Source organism: Guyparkeria halophila, from assembly GCF_034479635.1.
Classification (GTDB): domain Bacteria; phylum Pseudomonadota; class Gammaproteobacteria; order Halothiobacillales; family Halothiobacillaceae; genus Guyparkeria; species Guyparkeria halophila.
The window spans coordinates 160,578-179,198 of sequence record NZ_CP140153.1; the positions used below are offsets into that span (position 1 = coordinate 160,578).

Here is an 18,621-nt window from a genome sequence, read left to right on the forward strand (position 1 = left end):
TGCCACATGACCAACCGTTACGATCGGCTCCAGAGCCCGGCCAACCGGAGATGGGCCAGCCGGAGATGGACATTACTCGGCGGGCTGGCCCTGCTCGCCATTCCGGCCCTGTCACCAGCCGACCCGGGTGTGCCCGACCCCCGCCAGAACCTCGGTTTCACCGCGGGGGAAAAGGCGGTCTTCCTCGCGGACATGCGCCAGATGCTTGGCAGCGTGCAACAGATCATGCAAGGCATCGCCGACGACGACCGAGAAAAGATCATCGCGGCGGCCCAACGCTCGGGCAATCGCATGGCCCGCAACACGCCCGCATCGATCCGGGAGAAGACCCCACCGGCATTCAAGGCGATCGGAGGACCGATGCACATGGCCTTTGAAGAGATCGCCATCCGCGCCGAGACCGATCCCCTCGAGGACATCACTGCCATGACCGCCGAGGCCATGAACCAGTGCATGGCCTGTCATGCACGGTTTCGCGTGGACTGACGACTCAGGTATCGCCGCGCAGGACCTTCAGGTCATCCAGCACGTCGCGGACATGCTCTTCCGGGTTCACCTTGCGGTAGATCTTCGCGATATTGCCGACGGGATCGATGATGAAGGTCTGGCGCTTGGCGAATTTCACCACCAGGAAGTCGCTCAGCGCGCCGTAACGCTCGACCACCTCGCCCTCGGGGTCGGCGAGTAGCGGGAAGGGCAGTTCGTACTCGCGGGCGAACTCGGCGTGACTCGCCACGCTGTCCATGCTCACCCCCAGCACCGCCGCGTCCTGCGCGATCAACCGGTTGATGTTGTCGCGAAAGCTGCAGGCCTCGGTGGTGCAGCCGGGCGTGTCGTCCTTGGGATAGAAGTACAGCACCAGCCACTGGCCGTGGTAGTCGGCAAGCGAGCGGGACTCGCCCTGCTGGTCGGGCAGGGTGAAGGCGGGCGCCGCGTCGCCGACCGTGAGCGGGGTCTCGGCCGCCAGGCCGAGCGGTGCGACCAACGTGCCGAGCAGGCCGGCCAGCAGGGAAAGGGCGTGTCGTCTCATGGGTGGCGTGCTCCTAAAGGGGTAGCCGTGGCGACCTCCAGTTAAGCAGGTTTGTCGCGCATTCGCCCGCGCCCCCATGTCCACACACCGTTCAGGGGCATTTCAGGAAGCTGCCGCACACTCGGGGTCCATCACACCCCTGCGGAGGGCTTCGGGATGACGACCGGCAATACAATTACCGTCTGGGACCGCTTCGTGCGGCTGTTTCACTGGCTGCTGGTGGCGGCCTTCTTCACCGCCTACCTGGTGGAGGACGACCTGCTCGGCGGGCACGTCTGGGCGGGCTACCTCGTCTTCAGCCTGGTGGTGCTGCGGCTCGCCTGGGGCGTTGTCGGAAGCCGGCACGCCCGCTTCTCCGACTTCGTCCGCCGCCCCGGCGAGCTGCTCGTCTACCTGAAATCGATCCTCTCGGGGCGAGCGCGGCGCTACCTTGGCCACAATCCGGCCGGTGGGGCGATGGTGATCGCGCTGATCGGCTCGCTGCTGGCCACTACCGTGCTCGGCATGCTGCTGCTCGGCTCCGAGCCGGGCAATGCCCTCCACGGGGTCGTCAACGCTCTTGGCCTGGCTGGCGAGACCGGCGAGGAGGCACTCGAGGAAACCCACGAGTTCTTCGCCAACTTCACTCTCGCCCTGGTCGGCCTGCATGTGCTGGGCGTGCTATTCAGCAGCCTGGCGCACCGCGAAAACCTCGTTCGCGCCATGATCACCGGCCGCAAGCGCCCCAATAGCGCCGAGGAGGAACAGGCATGAAGCGCCCGATCCGAGCCGTGATCCTGATGGTGCTGCTGGCACTGGGCCTGGCCGCCTTCGGCTGGTGGCAACTCGCTGGCGTGCCGTTGATCGAGGACGAGGGGCACGAGCACATCGAACGCGACGACTAGGCATGCCGACCCGCTGATCGCATTGATGCGTGGACGTGGCGCTTGTCGATCAGCGACCGATGGCCCGCCAGCCGATATCGCGGCGGCAGAAACCGCCCTCGAAATGGACCTTGTCGACACCGGCGTAGGCGGCCTTTTGCGCCGCCTCCACGGTCTCGCCCAGCGCGGTGATGCACAGCACCCGCCCGCCGTTGGTGACGATATTGCCGTCGGTCTCGGCGGTGCCGGCGTGGAAGGCCTTGACGCCCGTGGGCAGGGCATCAAGGCCGCTGATCAAATCACCCTTCGAGGAGCTCTCAGGGTAGCCGGCCGAGGCCAGCACCACGCCCACCGCCGCCTGTTCGGTCCACCCGGCACTGACCTGGTCGAGCGACCCGTTGACGCCGGCCTCGATCAGGTCGACCAGGTCGCTGTCCAGGCGCATCAGCACCGGCTGGGTCTCCGGGTCGCCGAAGCGGCAGTTGAACTCGAGCACCTGCGGTTGGCCATCCGGGCCGATCATCAGGCCGGCGTAGAGAAAGCCGGTGTAGGGCAGACCGTCGAGGGCCATGCCCTTCACGGTCGGCTCGATCACGGTCTCCATCACCTGGGCGATCATGGCGTCATCCAGCACCGGGGCGGGCGAGTAGGCGCCCATGCCGCCGGTGTTGGGGCCGCGGTCCCCGGCATCACGGGCCTTGTGATCCTGGCTGGAGGCCATCGGCAGGACATGCTCGCCGTCGACCATGACGATGAAGCTCGCCTCCTCGCCCGCGAGGAAGGACTCCACCACCACGCGGGCGCCGGCCGCGCCGAACTGGCCGGCGAAAATGTCGCGGATGGCGGCCTCGGCCTCGTCGATGGTCTGGGCAACGATCACGCCCTTGCCGGCGGCCAGACCGTCGGCCTTCACCACCACCGGCGCGCCGTGTTCGTGGACGAACTCGATCGCCGGCGCGGCGGTGTCGAATACCCGGTAGGTCGCGGTCGGGATGCCGTGGCGCTCCATGAAATCCTTGGCGAAGGCCTTGGACCCCTCCAGCTGGGCGGCCTTTTGGGTCGGCCCGAAGATGGCCAGTCCGGCATCGCGGAAGGTGTCGACCACGCCCTCGACCAGCGGTGCCTCGGGGCCGACCACGGTCAGGTCGACGGCATTGTCAGCCGCAAAGGCGACCAGTTCGGCGACGTTGGTCGCGGATACGGCCACGTTGCGGCATTTTGGCTCCTCGGCCGTGCCGGGGTTGCCGGGGGCAACAAAGACCGTCTCCACTCGTGACGACTGGGCGATCTTCCAAGCCAGGGCGTGCTCGCGGCCACCACCACCGATTACCAGTACCTTCATGCCTTCACCTCCACGCCTTCACCAGGCTACGCGTCTGCTCGGTTCGCGCGCCACAGGGTCGGCGAGCGAACGGGATCTGGTCCGCATTCTACATCAGCCCCGCGCCCCGTCGCCGGATGCACCCGGGCCGAACCGTCCGGCTGGCCTACAATGGCGGGATGCCATCGATCATGCTGTTCGAACCCGAGATCCCGCCCAACACCGGCAACCTGATCCGGCTGTGCGCCAATACCGGCTCCCAGTTGCATCTAGTCGAGCCACTGGGGTTTTCCTTGTCCGAGAAGGCGGTGCGCCGGGCCGGCCTCGATTACCACGCGCTCACGCACGTCCACCGCCACGCCGATCTCGAACAGGCCCGACGGGCGGCACCCGGGCGGCTGCTGGCCTTCTCCACGCGCGGCACGACACGGTACGACCGGATCGACTACCGGCCCGACGACGTGCTGCTGTTCGGCCCCGAGACCCGCGGCCTGCCCGACGAGGTGCTCGAGTCACTGCCCGAATCCCAACGGCTCTACCTGCCGATGGCACCGGGCTCGCGCAGCCTGAACCTGGCGAATGCCGCGGCGGTGGCGTTCTTCGAGGCCTGGCGGCAACTGGACTTCAGGGGGGCGAAATGACGGACGACTGGCGCATGGAGCCCATCGGGCACATCGAGAGTCCCTACCGCGAAGGCTTCGGCATCCCGCGCCAGTCGGGCATCGTGCCGGCGGCCACCGGCATCCTGGTGCCCACGACCGAATGGCAGGATCCCGCCGCGTGGCGGGGCATCGAGGCATTTTCCCACCTGTGGCTGGTATGGGTGTTCCATGCCAAGCGGCGCATGCAGGCCGGCGACCGCAAGGCGGTCCGGCCGCCGCGACTGGGGGGCAACGAGCGGGTGGGGGTGTTCGCCAGCCGCGCCCCGATACGGCCCAACCCGATCGGGCTGTCGGTGGTGCGGCTGATCGACGTGCAGCAGGTCGATGGCGGGGTGCGATTGCATCTGGGCGGACTGGATCTACTCGACGGCACGCCGATCCTCGACGTCAAGCCGCATGTGCCCTACGCCGACTGCCCGGCGGACAGCCGTGGCGGCTGGGCCAGCGAGCCGCCGGCGCGGCTGGCCGTTGTCTGGGGCGCGGCCGAGCCGTGGCTGGCGCGACTGTCACCCGAACGGATCGCGCTGATCGAACAGACCCTGGCCCAGGATCCGCGCCCGGCATTCCACGACGACGCCGACCGCGTCTACGGCATGCGTATCGAGGAGATCGACGTGCGTTTCGTGGTGCGCGAGCATCGCGCGGAGATCCGCGAGATCGTGCCGGCGGCGGACTGACGGACAGCGGCCAGGCCAGCGGCCAGGCCGGAATCGGACAGCGGGCTCAGTCCTCAGGACGCGGATCTCGGGCCAGCAGTTCGGCGACGGCCTGCCGAGCCGGCAGCCCTTCGTAGAGCACCCGGTAGACGCCCTCGGTGATCGGCATGTCCTGACCCTGGGCCTGGGCCAGGCGGTGTCCCTCGCGCGCGGCACTGATGCCCTCGACCGCCTGGCCGATGGCCGCGACCGCCGCTTCCACCGACTCGCCCTTGGCCAGACGCAAGCCAAACTGCCGATTGCGCGAATGATCGTCGGTGCAGGTCAGTACCAGGTCACCCAGCCCGGCCAAGCCGGTGAAGGTCTCCATCCGCGCACCCATCGCCTCGCCCAGGCGCATGATCTCCGCCAGGCCACGCGTGATCAGGGCCGCGCGGGTGTTGGCGCCGAAGCCGAACCCGTCGGAGACGCCGGCGGCGATCGCCAGTACGTTCTTCAGCCCGCCGGCCAGCTCGATCCCCACCACGTCGCTGCTGGGGTAGCAGCGGATATGGTCGTTGCGCAAGGCCTCGGCCACCCGCTCGGCGACGGCCCGGTCCCGGCTGCCGACGGCCAGCGCCGCCGGCCGGCCGTGTGCCACCTCGATGGCAAAGGTTGGCCCCGAAACCACGGCGAACGACACGTCACCCAGCGCCCCGGCCACCAGTTCGTCGATACGCCGCCCGGTGCCGGGCTCGAACCCCTTGGAGGCGGTGACGTAAGTGGCCGATCGCGGCAGGGCCGCGGCGTGCTCGCCGAGGAACTCGCCCAGGATCTTGGTCGGCAGCACCAGCCAGACCTGGTCGGCATCCTCGACCGCCCAGGACAGGTCCGAGCCGGCGCGCAGGGTCTCGGGCAGCTCGATTCCCGGCAGGTAACGTGCGTTCTGATGATCACGGTCGATGGCCGCCGCCTGCTCGGCGTCACGCGCCCACAGGCGGACCCGGGCCCCGTTGGCCGCCAGCAGGGCAGCCAGCGCGGTACCCCAGGAGCCGGCCCCGAGCACCGCGATCCGTGTGCGCTCCGGTTCACTCATCGCGGGGGATCAGTTCGGCCGGGCGTCCGACGCTTGGTCCGCCTGCGCCGCCCGCTGCTGCTCGTGCTGAGCGTACAGGGCGTCGAAGTTGATCGGCTGAAGGACCATCTGCGGGAAGCCGCCCTTCATCACCAGGTCGCCGACCGTCTCGCGAATGTAGGGGAAGATCAGCGTGGGGCAGTAGGCGCCCAGCAGCTGTCGACGGGTGGCGTCATCGAAACCCTTGATGGTGAACACCCCGCCATACTGCACTTCGGCGAGATAGATGGTCTTCTCGTCGACGGTCGCAGTAACGGTGATCGTCAGTTCGGTCTCGAAGGCGGCATCGCTCAGGCGGGTGGCGTTGTTGCCCACCTGGACGTTGACCTCGGGCTTCCAGTCATCGCGCGTGAAGATATCCGGCGCCTGCGGCGACTCGAAGGACAGGTCCTTGAGATAGATCTTCTGCACGAAGAACTGCTGTTCGTTGCCTTCCGTCGCCTGGCCGTTGCCGGCGGCGCTGTTTTCGCCCTCTGCCATGTCGGTATTTCCTGGTCGTCGTTCGTTCGTTGGGGATTCAACGGATACCGTGCCCGGCCAGCCACTGTGTCAGTTGCGCGGCCGGCAGGGCACCGGAAAGGCGGTCGATCTCGCGACCGCCGGAGAAAAGGATCATGGTCGGGATGCTGCGGATGCCGAAGCGCGCCGAGACGGCCGGCGCCCGCTCGGTCTCGAGCTTGGCGACCACCAGCCGGCCGCGGAATTCTCGCGCCAACTGGTCGAAGGTAGGGGCCATCATCTTGCAGGGTCCGCACCATTCGGCCCAGAAATCGACCAGTACGGGCAGGTCGTTACGGGCGACGTGTCGATCGAACCCGGCCTCATCCAGTGTCACCGGCTGACCGGGAAACAGGGGCTGGCGGCAACGCCCACACTTGCCGTCACCGAGGCGTTCGACCGGCAGCCGATTGACCGCCCCGCAGCCGGGGCAGACCACGTGTCTGGATTCACTCATCGCGGCGCGTCCTCCCGCTCCTTGCCGACCTCCATGATAGCGCGACCGACGATTGCTGGCGCCAATGCGGCGCGTCAGCCTCCCTCGACCGGCGGTTCACCGGCGGCGCGACGTGCCTCGGCCTCCACCAGCGGCATCAGTCGATCGTCACGATCCAGCGCGGCCAGCTCGTCGTAACCGCCCACGTGCGTCTCACCGATGAAGATCTGCGGCACCGTGAGCCGCTTGGCCCGCTGGATCATCTCCTGCTTCTTGGCCGACGACAGCTGGACGTTGATCGACTCGAACGTCAGCCCGCGCTTTTTCAGCAGGCGCTTGGCGAAATGACAGAAGGGACAGAGCGGACTCTGGTAGACGACGATCGGCGGCTGACCGCTCGAAGCGGCGGATTCGGCCGTCATGCCCCTCTCCTCACCTGCCCTTGCTGACGGGGTAGTTCTGGCCTTCCCACGCCAGGATGCCACCACCGAGGTGGCTGACGTTCTCGAAACCACCCTTGACCAGGATGTTCGCCGCCGTGGCCGAACGGTTGCCCGAACGGCAGTACAGCACCACTTCGTCGGGGCCCTCGCCCTTGATGTCGCCGAGCTTCTTTTCCAGCTTGCCCAGCGGAATATGGCGCGCGCCCTTGATATGCCCGGCCTTCCATTCGTTGTCTTCACGGACATCGATCAGGGCCACGCCGTCACGGCCGGCCTTGCGGGCGACCTCGGCCGGGTCGAGTGTCTTGAACTTCTGCAGGCGACGGGAAAGCTCGTTGCTGACGAGCAGCACGATCAGAACGGCCGCCACGGTGGACAGCACCCAGTGGCGAGCGAGGAAATCGATATAGGATTCCATGAGTGGTTCTCGGGTTCTTGAAGGGCGTTTAGGGAATCATTGCGCGAAGCGCCAAACCAAAGCAGGCTCGGCTCGCCGTCGGATAGGTGACAACACCACGGTCCACCATGCCGGCAAGCCGGCGGTCTCGTCGATTCGCGCAGCCGTTCCCGGCTGACTGCGCCATACAATGGCGGGAGCCCGGAAAAAATTCAAGGCACCGGCGGCGTGATGCCGATCCGGTGCCTTGAAATCGCTCAACGACGCGGCGGTTGCCGCGGCCACGGGCCTAGCAGGCCCGGCGCACGCCCATCTTGGCCAGAATCGAATCCAGCGGGCAGAAGCGCGTGATGCCACTCTGAAACAGGTTCAGGCCAATGAACGCCGTCAACCACAGCCAGGAAAGCTGACCGAGATCCGCCTGACCCGTGACATGCGCCAGGGCCAGGGTGGCCAGGATCATCAATCCGGCAATGATGCGAACGTAGCGATCGGTAGTCATTATCTGTGTGCCTCCGCAAAATCCCATGGGACGGTGCGCCAATCAAACCTGGCTGCACCCGAATAGAATTATTTTATTCTATCCTAATTAAGCGGGCAAAAAACTTCCTGCATCATGCCGATCAGGCGCAGCGTCCGCGCGTCGGAGACCCGGTAGAACACGCGGTTGGCATCCTTACGCGAGGCAAGGATGCCCTTGTCACGCAGGATGGCCAGATGCTGGGAGATGTTGCTCTGGGTCGTGCCGACGGCCTCGACGATCTGCTGGACACTGAGCTCGTTGTCGCCCAGCACGCACAGGATCTTCAGCCGGAGCGGGTGTGACATCGCCTTGAGCGACCGCGAAGCGCGCTCGATGTCATCGGAGCGGCCCATCAGCCGGGTGGCAGGATATTCCTCGGTTTCCAAATTCATGGTTCGACCCAAGTGCTGGTTGCGGGTGACGGAAATCGCCGCGTTCCCTGGGAACCCGGGCAATCACCCGGGCGGCGGTCTGCACCGCTCGCCTCGGGCCGCCCGTGCGGCAAAATCCCTCGTGGGAGTCTCTGCTCGCCTGGTCAAGGCCTTGGCAATTCGTGCAGAGGTTCCCCGGCTCCGTATACTACCGCTTTTCCGCCGGATTGTTGCAGTGGCCACGGGCGGAACCCGAGGGAGATCACGACAGTGATCGCTCGACGACGCCACACCCTCTTCGTTTCTCCACGGTCAGGGGCCGCCTTGCCACAGTCACCGCCAAAGCGTCACAGCGTGTCTCCGCCGCCCGCCGGCCCGTTCGGGCGGGCGGCCCGGCGGTTCGTACTGGCCGTGCTGATGACGCTCGCCCCGGCAGTCCTGGCCGAGGCGGCCATCGAAGAGCGCATCGAGGCCCAGCGCGAGGTAATCGAGTCCACCGAGAAGGAACGGGTGGCCGCGCGCGAATCCCTGGCCGAGCTGCAAAAGCGCATGGCCTTCCTGGAAGAGAAGGCGCGCGAACTGGACGCGGAGCGCAGCGAGCTCGAATCCCGGCAGCGGACACTCGATCAACGCGAGGCCGAACTGCGTGAGGGACTGGCCCGGCGACGCGCCGAACTCGAGCGCCGCCTGCAGGCGGCCTACCCCCTGACGCGGGGCAGCGTGCTGCAGGCCTTGCTGGGCGATGGCGATGCCCTGCAGACCGACCGCGACCTGCACTACCTGCGTGCGCTGATCCGCCCCGTCCAACAGGCCCAGCAAGCCCTCGAGGCGCAGCGAACCAGACTGGCGGAGAATCGCGCCGCGATAGCATCGACCGATCGCGAGTTGCGCGAGGCCGGGGCGCGCCTCGATGGTCATCATGAGGCCGTCGGCGAGAACCTTGCTGAACAACAAAAACTACTGGCCTCGCTGGGCGAGACCCTGGATGAACAACAGCAGGAGTTAAAGAACCTGCTGGATCGCAAGCGACGCCTCGACCGCGAGGTGGCGGCCGCCCAGAAAGCCGCCGAAGCCGCCGCCAAGGCCGAGGCGGAACGCCGCCGGGCCGAGCGCGAACGGGCCGAACGGGCCGAACGGGCAAAGGCCGAGCAACCGGCTCATCAGGAACGGCCTTCGCCGCCCAGGCAAGCGCCCCCGACCCAGGTCCGCGACGACGGCAGCATCCCGATCGCCGGACAGATCAAACGTCGCTTTGGCGAGACCCTGCCACAGGGCCGTCTGCGCAACGAGGGCGTGATCTTCCATGTCGCCGGCGCCAGTGCGGTTCGCGCGGTCGATGCCGGGCGCGTGGCATTCGCCGGCACGCTCAAGGGCTGGGGACAGCTGGTGATGTTGCGCCACAATGGCGACTTCCTCTCGCTCTACGCCCATTGCCGCTCACTGGATGTCGCCAAGGGCGACCACGTTGCCCGTGGCGACCGCCTTTGCACGTCGGGGATCATCGATGCCGACCAGGAAGGCCTGTACGTCGAGGTGCGTCGGGGCAACCGTCCCATCGACCCGGGGCGCTGGCCCGCATGGCGCAAGGTGGTCGGCGGCTGACTCGTGCAGACCTTACCTCGACGACGGTGGCACCCGATCGCTGCGTGTACTAAGTAAGGGGCTCCGAACTCAGCGATAGGGCTCGCGGCCGGGGCCTCGACCATGGCATAGTTGACGATCATCGTGTCGGACTGGGCGACCCGGCCAAGGCAATGCCACGGGGGGCGAACCGAATGGCCGGAAAGGCGATCACGCCACCATCTTGCGCCTTGATTGCCCGCTAGTCGCCCCCACCGTCACCGGAACAACACGACACGCTCGGCCGGGATCCCCGGCATGAGCACCGCACCACCGGCCCGACTGGGCCCAATACCGCAGATTAATGTCTAGAGAGCACACCATGACCACTTGGATCCGCAAGGCCTCGAACCTGGGCATCGCCGCCTTCTTCGGCTTTGCCATCGCCATTGCCATCAACGCGATGGCCGAACGACCGGCCGAGACCAGCGGCGACATCCCGCTGGAGCAGTTGCGGACCTACTCCGACGTGCTCGACCGGGTACGCTCGGATTACGTCGATGACATCAGCGAGGGCGAGCTGATCGAGAATTCCATTCGCGGCATGATCTCGGAGCTCGATCCGCATTCGGGCTACCTCGACGACGAGGAGTTCAAGAGCCTGCGCGAGTCCACCTCGGGCGAGTTCGGCGGGCTGGGCATCCAGGTGGGCATGAAGGACGGTGTGCTGACGGTCATTGCCCCGATCGACGACACCCCGGCAAAACGCGCCGGGCTCGAGGCGGGCGACAAGATCATTCGCATCGATGGCGAGCTCACCCAGGACATGGACTTGGAAGAGGCCGTCAAGATCATGCGCGGCAAGCCGGGCACGGACATCGACCTGACCATCGCGCGCGAAGGCGAGAAGAAGCCGCTGGAATTCACCATCACGCGCGCGGTGATCAAGACCGAGTCGGTCCGCTCCGAAATGCTGGAGCCGGGCTTGGGCTACATCCGCGTGTCCCAGTTCCAGTCGCGCACCGTCGAGCAGATGCACGACGCACTCGACACTCTGGTCGAGGAAAACGACAACGAGGCGCTCAAGGGCCTGGTGCTCGACCTGCGCAACAACCCGGGCGGCGTGCTCGACGGCTCGGTCGAGATGGTCGACGCCTTCCTCGAGGAAGGTCAGATCGTCTACACCAAGGGTCGCGTCGCCGACGCCAAGATGAGCTTCGAGGCCAGCAGCGGCGATCGCCTCGACGGCGCGCCGATGGTGGTGCTGGTCAACGGCGGGTCGGCTTCGGCCTCCGAGATCGTCGCCGGCGCGCTGCAGGACAGCGGCCGGGCGCTGGTCATCGGCGAGAAGACCTTCGGCAAGGGCTCGGTCCAGTCGATCATGCCGCTGGCCAACGGCGGCGCGCTGCGACTGACCACCGCGCGCTACTACACCCCCAGTGGCCGCTCGATCCAGGCCGAGGGCATCAAGCCGGACGTCACCGTCCACCAGCTCAAGGTCAGCGACATCGAGGAGGTGTTCTCCATCTCCGAGGCCAGCCTCGCCGGCCATCTGACCAACGGCGACTCCGACATGATGGATACCGATTCGCCATCGGAGCGTGGCGAGGACGACGAGGAGCGCGAGCCGCTGGTCATTCGCGACTATCAGCTCTACGAGGCACTGAACATGCTCAAGGGCATGGTGATCGTCAGCAAGAACACCCGCCGCTGACCCGCGGCACACGAGGAGGAAGCACGACATGGCAAGCAAGGCGCTGGTCATTCTGGCACCCGGTTTCGAGGACCTGGAGGCCATCACCACCATCGATATCCTGCGTCGTGGCGGTATCCAGGTGGAGGTTGCCGCCCTGCATGAAAACAAGGTGACCGGTTCACGCGGCACCACGGTCGTCGCCGACACCAACCTCACCCTGCTCGACGACGATCGGGTCTTCGATGCCATCGTGCTGCCCGGCGGTCAGCCCGGCGCGAACAACCTCGCCGCCGACAAGCGGGTCATCGCCCGCCTGCAGGATCAGTCGGTCGCGGGCCGCTGGATCGGTGCCGTCTGTGCCGCACCCAAGGTGCTCGCGGCCGCCGGTCTCCTCAAGGGACGTCGCGTCACGCACTTCCCCGGCGCGCTCGATGCGACCGACTCGCAGGGCGTCGAGGTGGCCGACGAGGCCGTGGTCGTCGACGGCAACCTGGTCACCGGTCGCGGTCCGGGCGTGGCGATGGACTTTGCCCTGGCGCTGGTCGAGCAACTGGCCGGGCGCGAAACCCGCGACGCGGTGGAATCCAAGCTCGCCCGTTGAATCGCCTGCTCGACAATCACCCCCATCATGTCCCACGCCTGCCCCTGCGGCAGGCGTTTTCCGTTGTCACGCCATGAGCCAAACGGGCTACGTCACCCCGGCCGCGACGATCGAGCGCGAGCTGGAGATCAAGAAAAGCCGTTTCATCGCCCGCGCCGGGCTGGTCGCGGACCGCCAGGCGGCCCTGGCCTTCGTCGAGGCGGTGAAGGCCGACTACCCGGACGCCCGCCACCATTGCTGGGCCTACTTGATCGGCAACCCCGACACGTCGGCCAGCGCGGCAATGAGCGATGACGGCGAACCGAGCGGCACCGCCGGCAAGCCGATTCTCAACGTCATCCAGCACAAGGGCATCGGTGACGTGATCGTGGTGGTGACGCGCTACTTCGGCGGGGTCAAACTGGGGGCCGGCGGCCTGGTGCGCGCCTATGCCGGGTCGACCCAGCAGGTGCTGGCCGACCTTCCCCTGGACGAACATCGCCCGCAGCGGGCCTTTACCCTGGCGTTCGACTTTGCCGACGAGCAACCGTTGCGCCACTGGTCGGACCAGCACGGGGCGCAACTGCAATCGATCGACTACGGCCCCCGGGTCACCGCGCAGCTGAACGTGCCGCTGGAACAGGTCGAGGCCTTCGAGGCCTTTCTCGGTGCCCAGGGCATCGAACGGCTCGGGGCAACGGACGACGACTGAGCGCCACCCGCCACAGGAGTCAATGAACGCAAAAAAGGCCCGGGCAGTTGCCCGGGCCTCGCCTTTTTCCTGACACGTCCCTGTGTCGCCAACTCGATGATGTGTCTTTACTTGTTGGTGAACTCGGGGTAGGCCTCCATACCGCACTCGACCGAGTCGACGCCTTCCTGCTCGTCCTCCTCGCTGATGCGCAGGCCCATCACGGCCTTGAGGATCAGCCAGATGATCAGGCTGGCGACGAAGACGAAGCCACCGATCAGGGCCAGACCGGCCAGCTGACCGCCGAGGGTCGCGCTGTCGTTGGACAGCAGTACCGCCAGCACGCCCCAGATACCGGCCACGCCGTGTACCGACAGGGCACCGACCGGGTCGTCGATCTTGATCTTCTCGAAACCGAGGATCGAGAACACCACGATCACGCCACCGATGGCGCCGATGATGACCGCCAGGAGAGCCGACGGGGAGGACGGATCCGCGGTGATGGCGACCAGGCCAGCCAGTGCGCCGTTGAGCACCATGGTCAGGTCGACCTTGCCGAAGGTGAGCTTGGAGACGATCATCGCCGCGACCACGCCACCGGCAGCCGCCAGGTTGGTATTGGTGAACACCTGGGCGACGGCGTTGGCCGAGTCGACATCGGAGACCTTGAGTTCCGAGCCGCCGTTGAAGCCGAACCAGCCCAACCACAGGATGAACGTACCCAGTGTCGCCAGCGGCAGGTTGGCACCCGGCAGGGCATTGACCTGGCCGTTCGGACCGAACTTGCCCTTACGCGGGCCGAGCAGCAGGACACCAGCCAATGCGGCGACCGCACCGGCGAAGTGGACGATGCCCGAACCGGCGTAGTCGGAGTAGCCCAGATCGCTCAGGATGCCGCCACCCCAGCTCCAGTAGCCCTGGATCGGGTAGATCAGGCCGGTGAGGACCACGGTGAAGGCGAGGAACGACCACAGCTTCATCCGTTCGGCGACCACGCCGGAGACGATCGACATGGCAGTGGCCACGAACACGACCTGGAAGAAGAAGTCGGCCATGTTGGAGTAGTAGATGTCACCACCACTCGCCGCGACTTCGGCTGCCGTGTTGTCTGCGCCCAGGAAGAACGACAGGCCCGGGATGATGCTGGAGACGCCGTCGCTGTACATGATGTTGTAGCCAACGGCCATGTACATGATGCAGGCGATCGAGAACAGCGCGATGTTCTTTGTCAGGATCTCGACGGTGCTCTTGGAGCGCACCAACCCGGCCTCGAGCATGGTGAAGCCTGCCGCCATCCACATGACGAAGGCACCGGCGATCAGGAAGTAGAACGTATCGAGGGCATAGCCCAGTTCGATGACTTGAGTTTCCACGGTGAAATCCTCCGCTTAAAGGGCGTCCGCGCCGGTCTCGCCGGTGCGGATGCGAATGGCTTCCTCGATCGGCGAGACGAAGATCTTGCCGTCGCCGATCTTGCCGGTACTTGCCGCATTGGTGATCACCTCGATCACCTGGTCGGCCAGGCCGTCGTCAACGACCATCTCCAGCTTTACCTTGGGCAGGAAGTCGACCACGTACTCCGCGCCCCGGTAGAGCTCGGTGTGGCCTTTCTGGCGACCGAAGCCCTTGACCTCGGTCATGGTGATCCCTTTCACGCCGACGCCGCCGAGTGCCTCGCGAACGTCGTCAAGCTTGAAGGGCTTGATGATTGCCGTAATCAGTTTCATGTCTCTCTCCTCGGAAGCGGGCCGGCCTCAGGCCGACCCATGAGTCCGTTTGGGTCGGGGGCGATCAGAACGACTTCGACCAGCTGATCCAGAGCTTCAGGTCGTCGGAATTGTCGTCGCCGAAGACCGGATTGCCCTCGTCGATGTCAGCGAGTTCGAAGTTCAGGCCAAAGGAACCGAATTCCCCGGCATCCTTGGAGAGGCCCGCACTCCAGTGACCGTAGTCCACATCGTAGGTCGAGCTATCGGCATCGAAGCTGTAGTAACCGTAGTAGAGGCTACCGCTGTAGCCGGACTCGCCGAACGGCACGTCGACACCGGCGTAGTAGTACATGTCACCCGTGTCGAAGACGCTCTCGCCCGTCGCCTGGGAATTGACCGTGTAGGCCATGCCCGCGGTGAAGTAGCTGTAGGTCAGGGAGCCGTAGATCTCGCCGAAGTCAAGATCATCGCCGTCCGGGTAGGCGTAGTAGATATAGCCGACGTCGTAACCGAGATCGCCGATGCTGCCACCGTAGCCGGCGTAGAGGTCGAGCTCGTAGCTGGTGCCGTCACCGAAGTCGACGGTAGACGCCCAGGTACCGGCGTAAAAACCGGACTCGTGCCCATAATCGAGACCGCCTTGAACGGCCGCACCGTCGTCGGTCTGGGTGACACCACGGAAGAAGTAGTTGGAAACCACGCCGGCATTGGCGGACACCTCGGCCGCGGCCACGGAAGGCAGGGTGAGGGCCGACAGGCTGAGGGCGGAGGCCATGGCGGTGGAAAGGCTGGTTGCGATAAGGGTCTTTTTCATGTCTGTGCTCCATCAGGTGAACGTTCGGGTTCACCCGGGACATTGCACCGCCCGTGCCAAGTCTGTTTTTTGTTTATTTACATGCAGTTAGGCAACGCCCTTGCTCGAACGCCCGGACAACGCACCCGACGGTCTCCCCAAATTGGGGATGCCGTTTTTTGCCTCTGCCACATTGTGGTGCGTCGGTCATGCCTGGCATCGGGCCACACTGGCGCGCGCCGCATCTTGCATCTGTCAGGGGTATCCCCAACAATCGGGATGCCGTCGACGACGAACCACACCGAGGTACCGAGATGTCCATCACCCACACGATCGAAGAGATCTCTCAGCGCATCGAGCAGTCGATGCCCGAGAGCCTGCGCGAGGGCAAGCAGGAGTTCGAAAAAGCCGTGCGCCAGGCCGTCAGCAACGGGTTTTCGCGCATGGACCTGGTGACACGCGAGGAATTCGACGTCCAGACCCAGGTGCTCGCCCGCACCCGCGCCAAGCTCGAGGCACTGGAGCAGCGCGTCGCCGAGTTGGAAAAACACCACGGCGGCCCGTCGGACAATGAAGAAGGCGACATGGCCAGCTGAATCCTGACCGGCGAGCCGATTTGCTCGCCGACTCGTTCAACAGGCCGTTGGTGGGGGCATGGATGCCCGGCCACCAACGGCCTGGGATCGACAATCCCCTTCGCCGGCACCGGTATTTTGCAAGGCGGCCCGCCGGCCGACCTATCCACGACACGAGGCATACGGACATGCCCATCGCCAAGATCCACAGCCGAGCCCTGCTCGGCATTCACGCCCCCGCGGTCACCGTCGAGGCCCATGTCGCCCCGGGGCTGCCGGCGTTCACCCTGGTCGGGCTGCCGGAGACCGCGGTGCGCGAATCCCGGGACCGGGTGCGCGCGGCGATCCTCTCCTCGGGCTTCGAGTTCCCGCCGCGTCGGTTGACCGTCAATCTCGCCCCGGCGGACCTGCCCAAGGAAAGCGCGCGCTTCGATCTCGCCATCGCCCTCGCCATCCTCGCCGCCACCGGCCAGCTGCCGGCACCCGCCCGCGAACGATTGGCGCAGATCGAATGCCTGGGCGAGCTCTCCCTGGATGGCAGTCTGCGCTCGGTGCGCGGCAACCTGTCGGCGGCACGGGCGGCACGGGATGCCGGACGGGAGTTGCTCCTGCCGGCCGACGGCCAGGCGGAGGCGGAACTGATCCCGGGGGTTACCGGGCGAGGACTGCATCACCTGCGCGATCTTGTGGCCTACCTGGCCGGCGAGGCCGACCCTGTGCGCCTGGAACACCGCCCACCTCCACCGGTCGATCCGGCCATCAATGGCGATCTGGCCGATGTGCGCGGCCAGCCGCGCGCCAAGCGCGCACTCGCCATCGCCGCCGCGGGCGGCCACAACCTGTTGCTGATCGGTCCACCGGGTGCCGGCAAGAGTATGCTCGCCCAACGGCTCGCCGGCATCCTGCCGCCGATGACCGAGGAAGAGGCCCTGGCCGCCGCCGAGGTCTCCACCGTGACGCCCGGCGGCTTCGACCCGGCGCTTTTCGGACAACGTCCGTTTCGCGCCCCGCACCATTCCGCGTCGGCCGTCGCGCTGATCGGTGGCGGTTCGCACCCGGCGCCGGGCGAGATCTCGCTCGCCCACCACGGCACCTTGTTTCTCGACGAATTGCCGGAGTTCGACCGCCGCGTGCTCGAGGCCCTGCGCGAGCCACTCGAGGCCGGTTCGGTAATGATCTCGCGAGCCGCGCGTCACGCCCGCTTCCCGGCCGACTTTCAGCTGGTCGCCGCGATGAACCCGTCGCCGCAGGGCAGCGAAATCCACTCGCGGGCCGCCCAGCGGTACCGGGCCAAGGTCTCGGGGCCCCTGCTCGACCGGATCGACATTCACCTGGAAGTCCCGCGCGTGCCGGCCACCGATCTCGATCAGGCACAGCCGGACGGCGAGGACAGTCAGACCGTGCGTGAGCGGGTCATCGCGGCACGCCAGCGCATGCGGGAACGACAGGGGGGGGGTCAATGCGCGTCTCGACGCCGGCGGGGTGGCCAAGCACATCGTGCTGGCACCCCCCGAACGCCACATGCTCAACCGGGCGATCGAGCAGTTGAATCTCTCGGGGCGGGCGCGCGAGCGGATCCTCAAGCTCGCCCGCAGTATTGCCGACTACGAGGCTCGCGAGGCGATCGATTCGGCCGCACTGGCCGAGGCGATCGGCTACCGCAATCTCGATCGGCTGTTCGGCGGTGGGGCCTAGCCAAGAACCTAGGGACAGCGAGCGGTGATGATGGCGCGCTGGGGCGCGGGTAGCCCCTCACGGGTCCGAGTGGGGTCGTCGGGGTCGAGGAAGTCGACCAGCGACTGCCGGTCGCCGAACCATTCGGTACGGTGCTGCTCCTCGGCGGTGGTTACCGTCACGTCGATCACCTCGGGATCGACGAAACCCATCCGTTTGAGCCAGCCGATCACGGCGGCCGGACTGGGCAGGAACCAGACGTTGCGCATGCCAGCATAGCGATCCGCCGGGGTGAGGATGGTGGTGGCATCGCCCTCGACCACCAGGGTCTCGAGGACCAGCTCGCCGCCGGGGCGCAGGCAGGCCTTGAGTTCGCCCAGGTGCGTGAACGGATCGCGGCGGTGATAGAGCACGCCCATGGAGAAGACCGTGTCGAAGCGCGGTCGCTGTGGGAAACGCTCCAGCGTGGTGGGCACGATGCCGGCGCGCGTCTCGCCCAGCAGGTGGGCGACGGCGTGGAACTGGGCGACGAACACCCAGGTGGGATCGACGCCTAGGGCGAAATCCGCCCCCGCGCCGAGCATGCGCCACAGGTGATAGCCATTCCCGCTGCCGATATCAAGCACCCGCCGACCGGCGAGCGGCTGGATACGATCGACCAGGCGATCCCATTTGAGATCCGAGCGCCACTCGGTGTCGATCAACACGCCAAACAGTTCGTAGGGGCCCTTGCGCCAGGGGATCAGGGCACGCAGGTCGGCCTCCAGCCCGGGCAGGGCGGGACCGTCGGTGGTCGCGGTGATGGCGGGCCGGTCGAGATGATTGATCGCCCCGGCGGGACGCTCGGGGAGGGCACCGACGGCGGCGAGCCAGCGCGACCAGTCACCATGATTGACCGCGGACCAGTCGAACGTCCGCCATCCCTCCATCGGCATCCGCCGGGGCAGATGGCCAAGCGCTGCCCGCGTCTGGCGGGCGATGCGCTCGACCCCGAGCGCGATCTGCTGCTCCGTCGTTGCCTCCGTCATC

The 18,621-nt window shown here is 66.5% G+C and carries 23 protein-coding genes and 1 pseudogene; 11 read left to right on the plus strand and 13 right to left on the minus strand.

Translation table 11 applies throughout. The features are described 5' to 3' along the window. The first annotated feature begins 6 nt into the window (after positions 1-6). Positions 7-486, plus strand: coding sequence for a hypothetical protein (locus tag SR882_RS00710; protein WP_322521443.1), 480 nt, complete (start codon positions 7-9; stop codon positions 484-486). A 4-nt stretch (positions 487-490) separates the two neighbouring features. Here SR882_RS00710 and SR882_RS00715 read toward each other — a convergent pair whose 3' ends face one another. Continuing rightward, positions 491-1,030 carry a peroxiredoxin gene (locus SR882_RS00715; RefSeq protein ID WP_322521444.1) on the minus strand — a complete coding sequence of 180 codons (540 nt, stop codon included), beginning with the start codon at positions 1,028-1,030 and terminating at the stop codon, positions 491-493. A gap of 156 nt (positions 1,031-1,186) precedes the next feature. On the opposite strand from SR882_RS00715, the gene SR882_RS00720 reads away from it, so the two are divergent. Further along, positions 1,187-1,783: a cytochrome b/b6 domain-containing protein gene (locus SR882_RS00720; RefSeq protein WP_322521445.1), complete on the plus strand. Its 597-nt coding sequence runs from the start codon at positions 1,187-1,189 to the stop codon at positions 1,781-1,783. After that, the gene (locus SR882_RS00725) at positions 1,780-1,914 is read left to right on the plus strand and encodes a hypothetical protein (RefSeq protein WP_322521446.1); all 135 of its coding nucleotides are present in this window, start codon (positions 1,780-1,782) and stop codon (positions 1,912-1,914) included. Before SR882_RS00720 ends, SR882_RS00725 begins: the two co-directional genes overlap by 4 nt. A gap of 49 nt (positions 1,915-1,963) precedes the next feature. Here SR882_RS00725 and purD read toward each other — a convergent pair whose 3' ends face one another. Further along, positions 1,964-3,235: a phosphoribosylamine--glycine ligase gene (gene purD / locus SR882_RS00730; protein WP_322521447.1), complete on the minus strand. Its 1,272-nt coding sequence runs from the start codon at positions 3,233-3,235 to the stop codon at positions 1,964-1,966. A gap of 158 nt (positions 3,236-3,393) precedes the next feature. Between purD and SR882_RS00735 the strand changes: the two genes are divergently transcribed. Continuing rightward, the gene (locus SR882_RS00735) at positions 3,394-3,855 is read left to right on the plus strand and encodes a tRNA (cytidine(34)-2'-O)-methyltransferase (protein ID WP_322521448.1); all 462 of its coding nucleotides are present in this window, start codon (positions 3,394-3,396) and stop codon (positions 3,853-3,855) included. Beyond that, positions 3,852-4,553, plus strand: coding sequence for a tRNA (N6-threonylcarbamoyladenosine(37)-N6)-methyltransferase TrmO (tsaA, locus tag SR882_RS00740; protein WP_322521449.1), 702 nt, complete (start codon positions 3,852-3,854; stop codon positions 4,551-4,553). Before SR882_RS00735 ends, tsaA begins: the two co-directional genes overlap by 4 nt. A 46-nt stretch (positions 4,554-4,599) precedes the next feature. On the opposite strand, the gene SR882_RS00745 is transcribed toward tsaA, so the two are convergent. The 7 genes from SR882_RS00745 to SR882_RS00775 form a co-directional block, all read right to left on the minus strand. Then, the gene (locus tag SR882_RS00745) at positions 4,600-5,607 is read right to left on the minus strand and encodes an NAD(P)H-dependent glycerol-3-phosphate dehydrogenase (protein WP_322521450.1); all 1,008 of its coding nucleotides are present in this window, start codon (positions 5,605-5,607) and stop codon (positions 4,600-4,602) included. Between the two features lie 9 nt (positions 5,608-5,616). Further along, positions 5,617-6,126, minus strand: coding sequence for a protein-export chaperone SecB (gene secB, locus SR882_RS00750; RefSeq protein WP_322521451.1), 510 nt, complete (start codon positions 6,124-6,126; stop codon positions 5,617-5,619). Positions 6,127-6,163: 37 nt separating this feature from the next. Next, positions 6,164-6,601: a thioredoxin TrxC gene (gene trxC, locus SR882_RS00755; RefSeq protein WP_322521452.1), complete on the minus strand. Its 438-nt coding sequence runs from the start codon at positions 6,599-6,601 to the stop codon at positions 6,164-6,166. Between the two features lie 74 nt (positions 6,602-6,675). Next, positions 6,676-7,002, minus strand: a complete 327-nt coding sequence (grxC, locus tag SR882_RS00760; RefSeq protein WP_322521453.1) for a glutaredoxin 3 — start codon at positions 7,000-7,002, stop codon at positions 6,676-6,678. A gap of 10 nt (positions 7,003-7,012) precedes the next feature. Beyond that, positions 7,013-7,441 (minus strand): rhodanese-like domain-containing protein, encoded by a 429-nt coding sequence (locus SR882_RS00765; RefSeq protein ID WP_322521454.1) that lies wholly within the window; start codon positions 7,439-7,441, stop codon positions 7,013-7,015. A gap of 268 nt (positions 7,442-7,709) precedes the next feature. Then, on the minus strand, positions 7,710-7,922 hold the full coding sequence (locus tag SR882_RS00770; RefSeq protein WP_322521455.1) for a YgaP family membrane protein: 213 nt from the start codon (positions 7,920-7,922) through the stop codon (positions 7,710-7,712). 83 nt (positions 7,923-8,005) lie between these two features. Then, complete coding sequence (locus SR882_RS00775; protein WP_125199401.1) at positions 8,006-8,335, minus strand: ArsR/SmtB family transcription factor; 330 nt, start codon at positions 8,333-8,335, stop codon at positions 8,006-8,008. A 333-nt stretch (positions 8,336-8,668) separates the two neighbouring features. On the opposite strand from SR882_RS00775, the gene SR882_RS00780 reads away from it, so the two are divergent. The 4 genes from SR882_RS00780 (at position 8,669) to SR882_RS00795 (ending at position 12,862) form a co-directional block, all read left to right on the plus strand. After that, positions 8,669-9,916, plus strand: coding sequence for a murein hydrolase activator EnvC family protein (locus tag SR882_RS00780; RefSeq protein ID WP_322521456.1), 1,248 nt, complete (start codon positions 8,669-8,671; stop codon positions 9,914-9,916). Between the two features lie 340 nt (positions 9,917-10,256). Beyond that, positions 10,257-11,588, plus strand: a complete 1,332-nt coding sequence (locus tag SR882_RS00785; RefSeq protein WP_322521457.1) for a S41 family peptidase — start codon at positions 10,257-10,259, stop codon at positions 11,586-11,588. Positions 11,589-11,616: 28 nt separating this feature from the next. After that, positions 11,617-12,171: a DJ-1 family glyoxalase III gene (locus tag SR882_RS00790; RefSeq protein ID WP_322521458.1), complete on the plus strand. Its 555-nt coding sequence runs from the start codon at positions 11,617-11,619 to the stop codon at positions 12,169-12,171. Between the two features lie 73 nt (positions 12,172-12,244). Further along, positions 12,245-12,862 (plus strand): YigZ family protein, encoded by a 618-nt coding sequence (locus SR882_RS00795; RefSeq protein WP_322521459.1) that lies wholly within the window; start codon positions 12,245-12,247, stop codon positions 12,860-12,862. Between the two features lie 107 nt (positions 12,863-12,969). On the opposite strand, the gene SR882_RS00800 is transcribed toward SR882_RS00795, so the two are convergent. The 3 genes from SR882_RS00800 to SR882_RS00810 form a co-directional block, all read right to left on the minus strand. After that, the gene (locus tag SR882_RS00800; RefSeq protein ID WP_322521460.1) at positions 12,970-14,214 is read right to left on the minus strand and encodes an ammonium transporter; all 1,245 of its coding nucleotides are present in this window, start codon (positions 14,212-14,214) and stop codon (positions 12,970-12,972) included. Positions 14,215-14,229: 15 nt separating this feature from the next. Continuing rightward, complete coding sequence (locus SR882_RS00805; protein WP_125199395.1) at positions 14,230-14,568, minus strand: P-II family nitrogen regulator; 339 nt, start codon at positions 14,566-14,568, stop codon at positions 14,230-14,232. Positions 14,569-14,632: 64 nt separating this feature from the next. Further along, a complete protein-coding gene (locus SR882_RS00810) occupies positions 14,633-15,364 on the minus strand; it encodes a TorF family putative porin (protein ID WP_322521461.1) in 732 nt (243 codons plus the stop codon). 293 nt (positions 15,365-15,657) lie between these two features. Here SR882_RS00810 and ubiK point away from each other — a divergent pair, with 293 nt between their 5' ends. Both ubiK and SR882_RS00820 read left to right on the plus strand, forming a co-directional pair. Beyond that, positions 15,658-15,939 (plus strand): ubiquinone biosynthesis accessory factor UbiK, encoded by a 282-nt coding sequence (gene ubiK / locus SR882_RS00815; protein WP_322521462.1) that lies wholly within the window; start codon positions 15,658-15,660, stop codon positions 15,937-15,939. 167 nt (positions 15,940-16,106) lie between these two features. Next, positions 16,107-17,613, plus strand: a pseudogene (locus SR882_RS00820) (YifB family Mg chelatase-like AAA ATPase). An 8-nt stretch (positions 17,614-17,621) separates the two neighbouring features. Here SR882_RS00820 and cmoB read toward each other — a convergent pair. Beyond that, positions 17,622-18,620, minus strand: coding sequence for a tRNA 5-methoxyuridine(34)/uridine 5-oxyacetic acid(34) synthase CmoB (gene cmoB / locus SR882_RS00825; RefSeq protein ID WP_322521463.1), 999 nt, complete (start codon positions 18,618-18,620; stop codon positions 17,622-17,624). Position 18,621: the final 1 nt, after the last annotated feature.

Excerpts from the sequence above, each read along its gene's own strand:
- SR882_RS00710 (WP_322521443.1), top strand. The coding sequence starts at position 7 with ATGACCAACCGTTACGATCGGCTCCAGAGCCCGGCCAACCGGAGATGG.
- SR882_RS00715 (WP_322521444.1), bottom strand. The coding sequence starts at position 1,030 with ATGAGACGACACGCCCTTTCCCTGCTGGCCGGCCTGCTCGGCACGTTG.
- SR882_RS00720 (WP_322521445.1), top strand. The coding sequence starts at position 1,187 with ATGACGACCGGCAATACAATTACCGTCTGGGACCGCTTCGTGCGGCTG.
- SR882_RS00725 (WP_322521446.1), top strand. The coding sequence starts at position 1,780 with ATGAAGCGCCCGATCCGAGCCGTGATCCTGATGGTGCTGCTGGCACTG.
- purD (WP_322521447.1), bottom strand. The coding sequence starts at position 3,235 with ATGAAGGTACTGGTAATCGGTGGTGGTGGCCGCGAGCACGCCCTGGCT.
- SR882_RS00735 (WP_322521448.1), top strand. The coding sequence starts at position 3,394 with ATGCCATCGATCATGCTGTTCGAACCCGAGATCCCGCCCAACACCGGC.
- tsaA (WP_322521449.1), top strand. The coding sequence starts at position 3,852 with ATGACGGACGACTGGCGCATGGAGCCCATCGGGCACATCGAGAGTCCC.
- SR882_RS00745 (WP_322521450.1), bottom strand. The coding sequence starts at position 5,607 with ATGAGTGAACCGGAGCGCACACGGATCGCGGTGCTCGGGGCCGGCTCC.
- secB (WP_322521451.1), bottom strand. The coding sequence starts at position 6,126 with ATGGCAGAGGGCGAAAACAGCGCCGCCGGCAACGGCCAGGCGACGGAA.
- trxC (WP_322521452.1), bottom strand. The coding sequence starts at position 6,601 with ATGAGTGAATCCAGACACGTGGTCTGCCCCGGCTGCGGGGCGGTCAAT.
- grxC (WP_322521453.1), bottom strand. The coding sequence starts at position 7,002 with ATGACGGCCGAATCCGCCGCTTCGAGCGGTCAGCCGCCGATCGTCGTC.
- SR882_RS00765 (WP_322521454.1), bottom strand. The coding sequence starts at position 7,441 with ATGGAATCCTATATCGATTTCCTCGCTCGCCACTGGGTGCTGTCCACC.
- SR882_RS00770 (WP_322521455.1), bottom strand. The coding sequence starts at position 7,922 with ATGACTACCGATCGCTACGTTCGCATCATTGCCGGATTGATGATCCTG.
- SR882_RS00775 (WP_125199401.1), bottom strand. The coding sequence starts at position 8,335 with ATGAATTTGGAAACCGAGGAATATCCTGCCACCCGGCTGATGGGCCGC.
- SR882_RS00785 (WP_322521457.1), top strand. The coding sequence starts at position 10,257 with ATGACCACTTGGATCCGCAAGGCCTCGAACCTGGGCATCGCCGCCTTC.
- SR882_RS00790 (WP_322521458.1), top strand. The coding sequence starts at position 11,617 with ATGGCAAGCAAGGCGCTGGTCATTCTGGCACCCGGTTTCGAGGACCTG.
- SR882_RS00795 (WP_322521459.1), top strand. The coding sequence starts at position 12,245 with ATGAGCCAAACGGGCTACGTCACCCCGGCCGCGACGATCGAGCGCGAG.
- SR882_RS00805 (WP_125199395.1), bottom strand. The coding sequence starts at position 14,568 with ATGAAACTGATTACGGCAATCATCAAGCCCTTCAAGCTTGACGACGTT.
- SR882_RS00810 (WP_322521461.1), bottom strand. The coding sequence starts at position 15,364 with ATGAAAAAGACCCTTATCGCAACCAGCCTTTCCACCGCCATGGCCTCC.
- ubiK (WP_322521462.1), top strand. The coding sequence starts at position 15,658 with ATGTCCATCACCCACACGATCGAAGAGATCTCTCAGCGCATCGAGCAG.
- cmoB (WP_322521463.1), bottom strand. The coding sequence starts at position 18,620 with ATGACGGAGGCAACGACGGAGCAGCAGATCGCGCTCGGGGTCGAGCGC.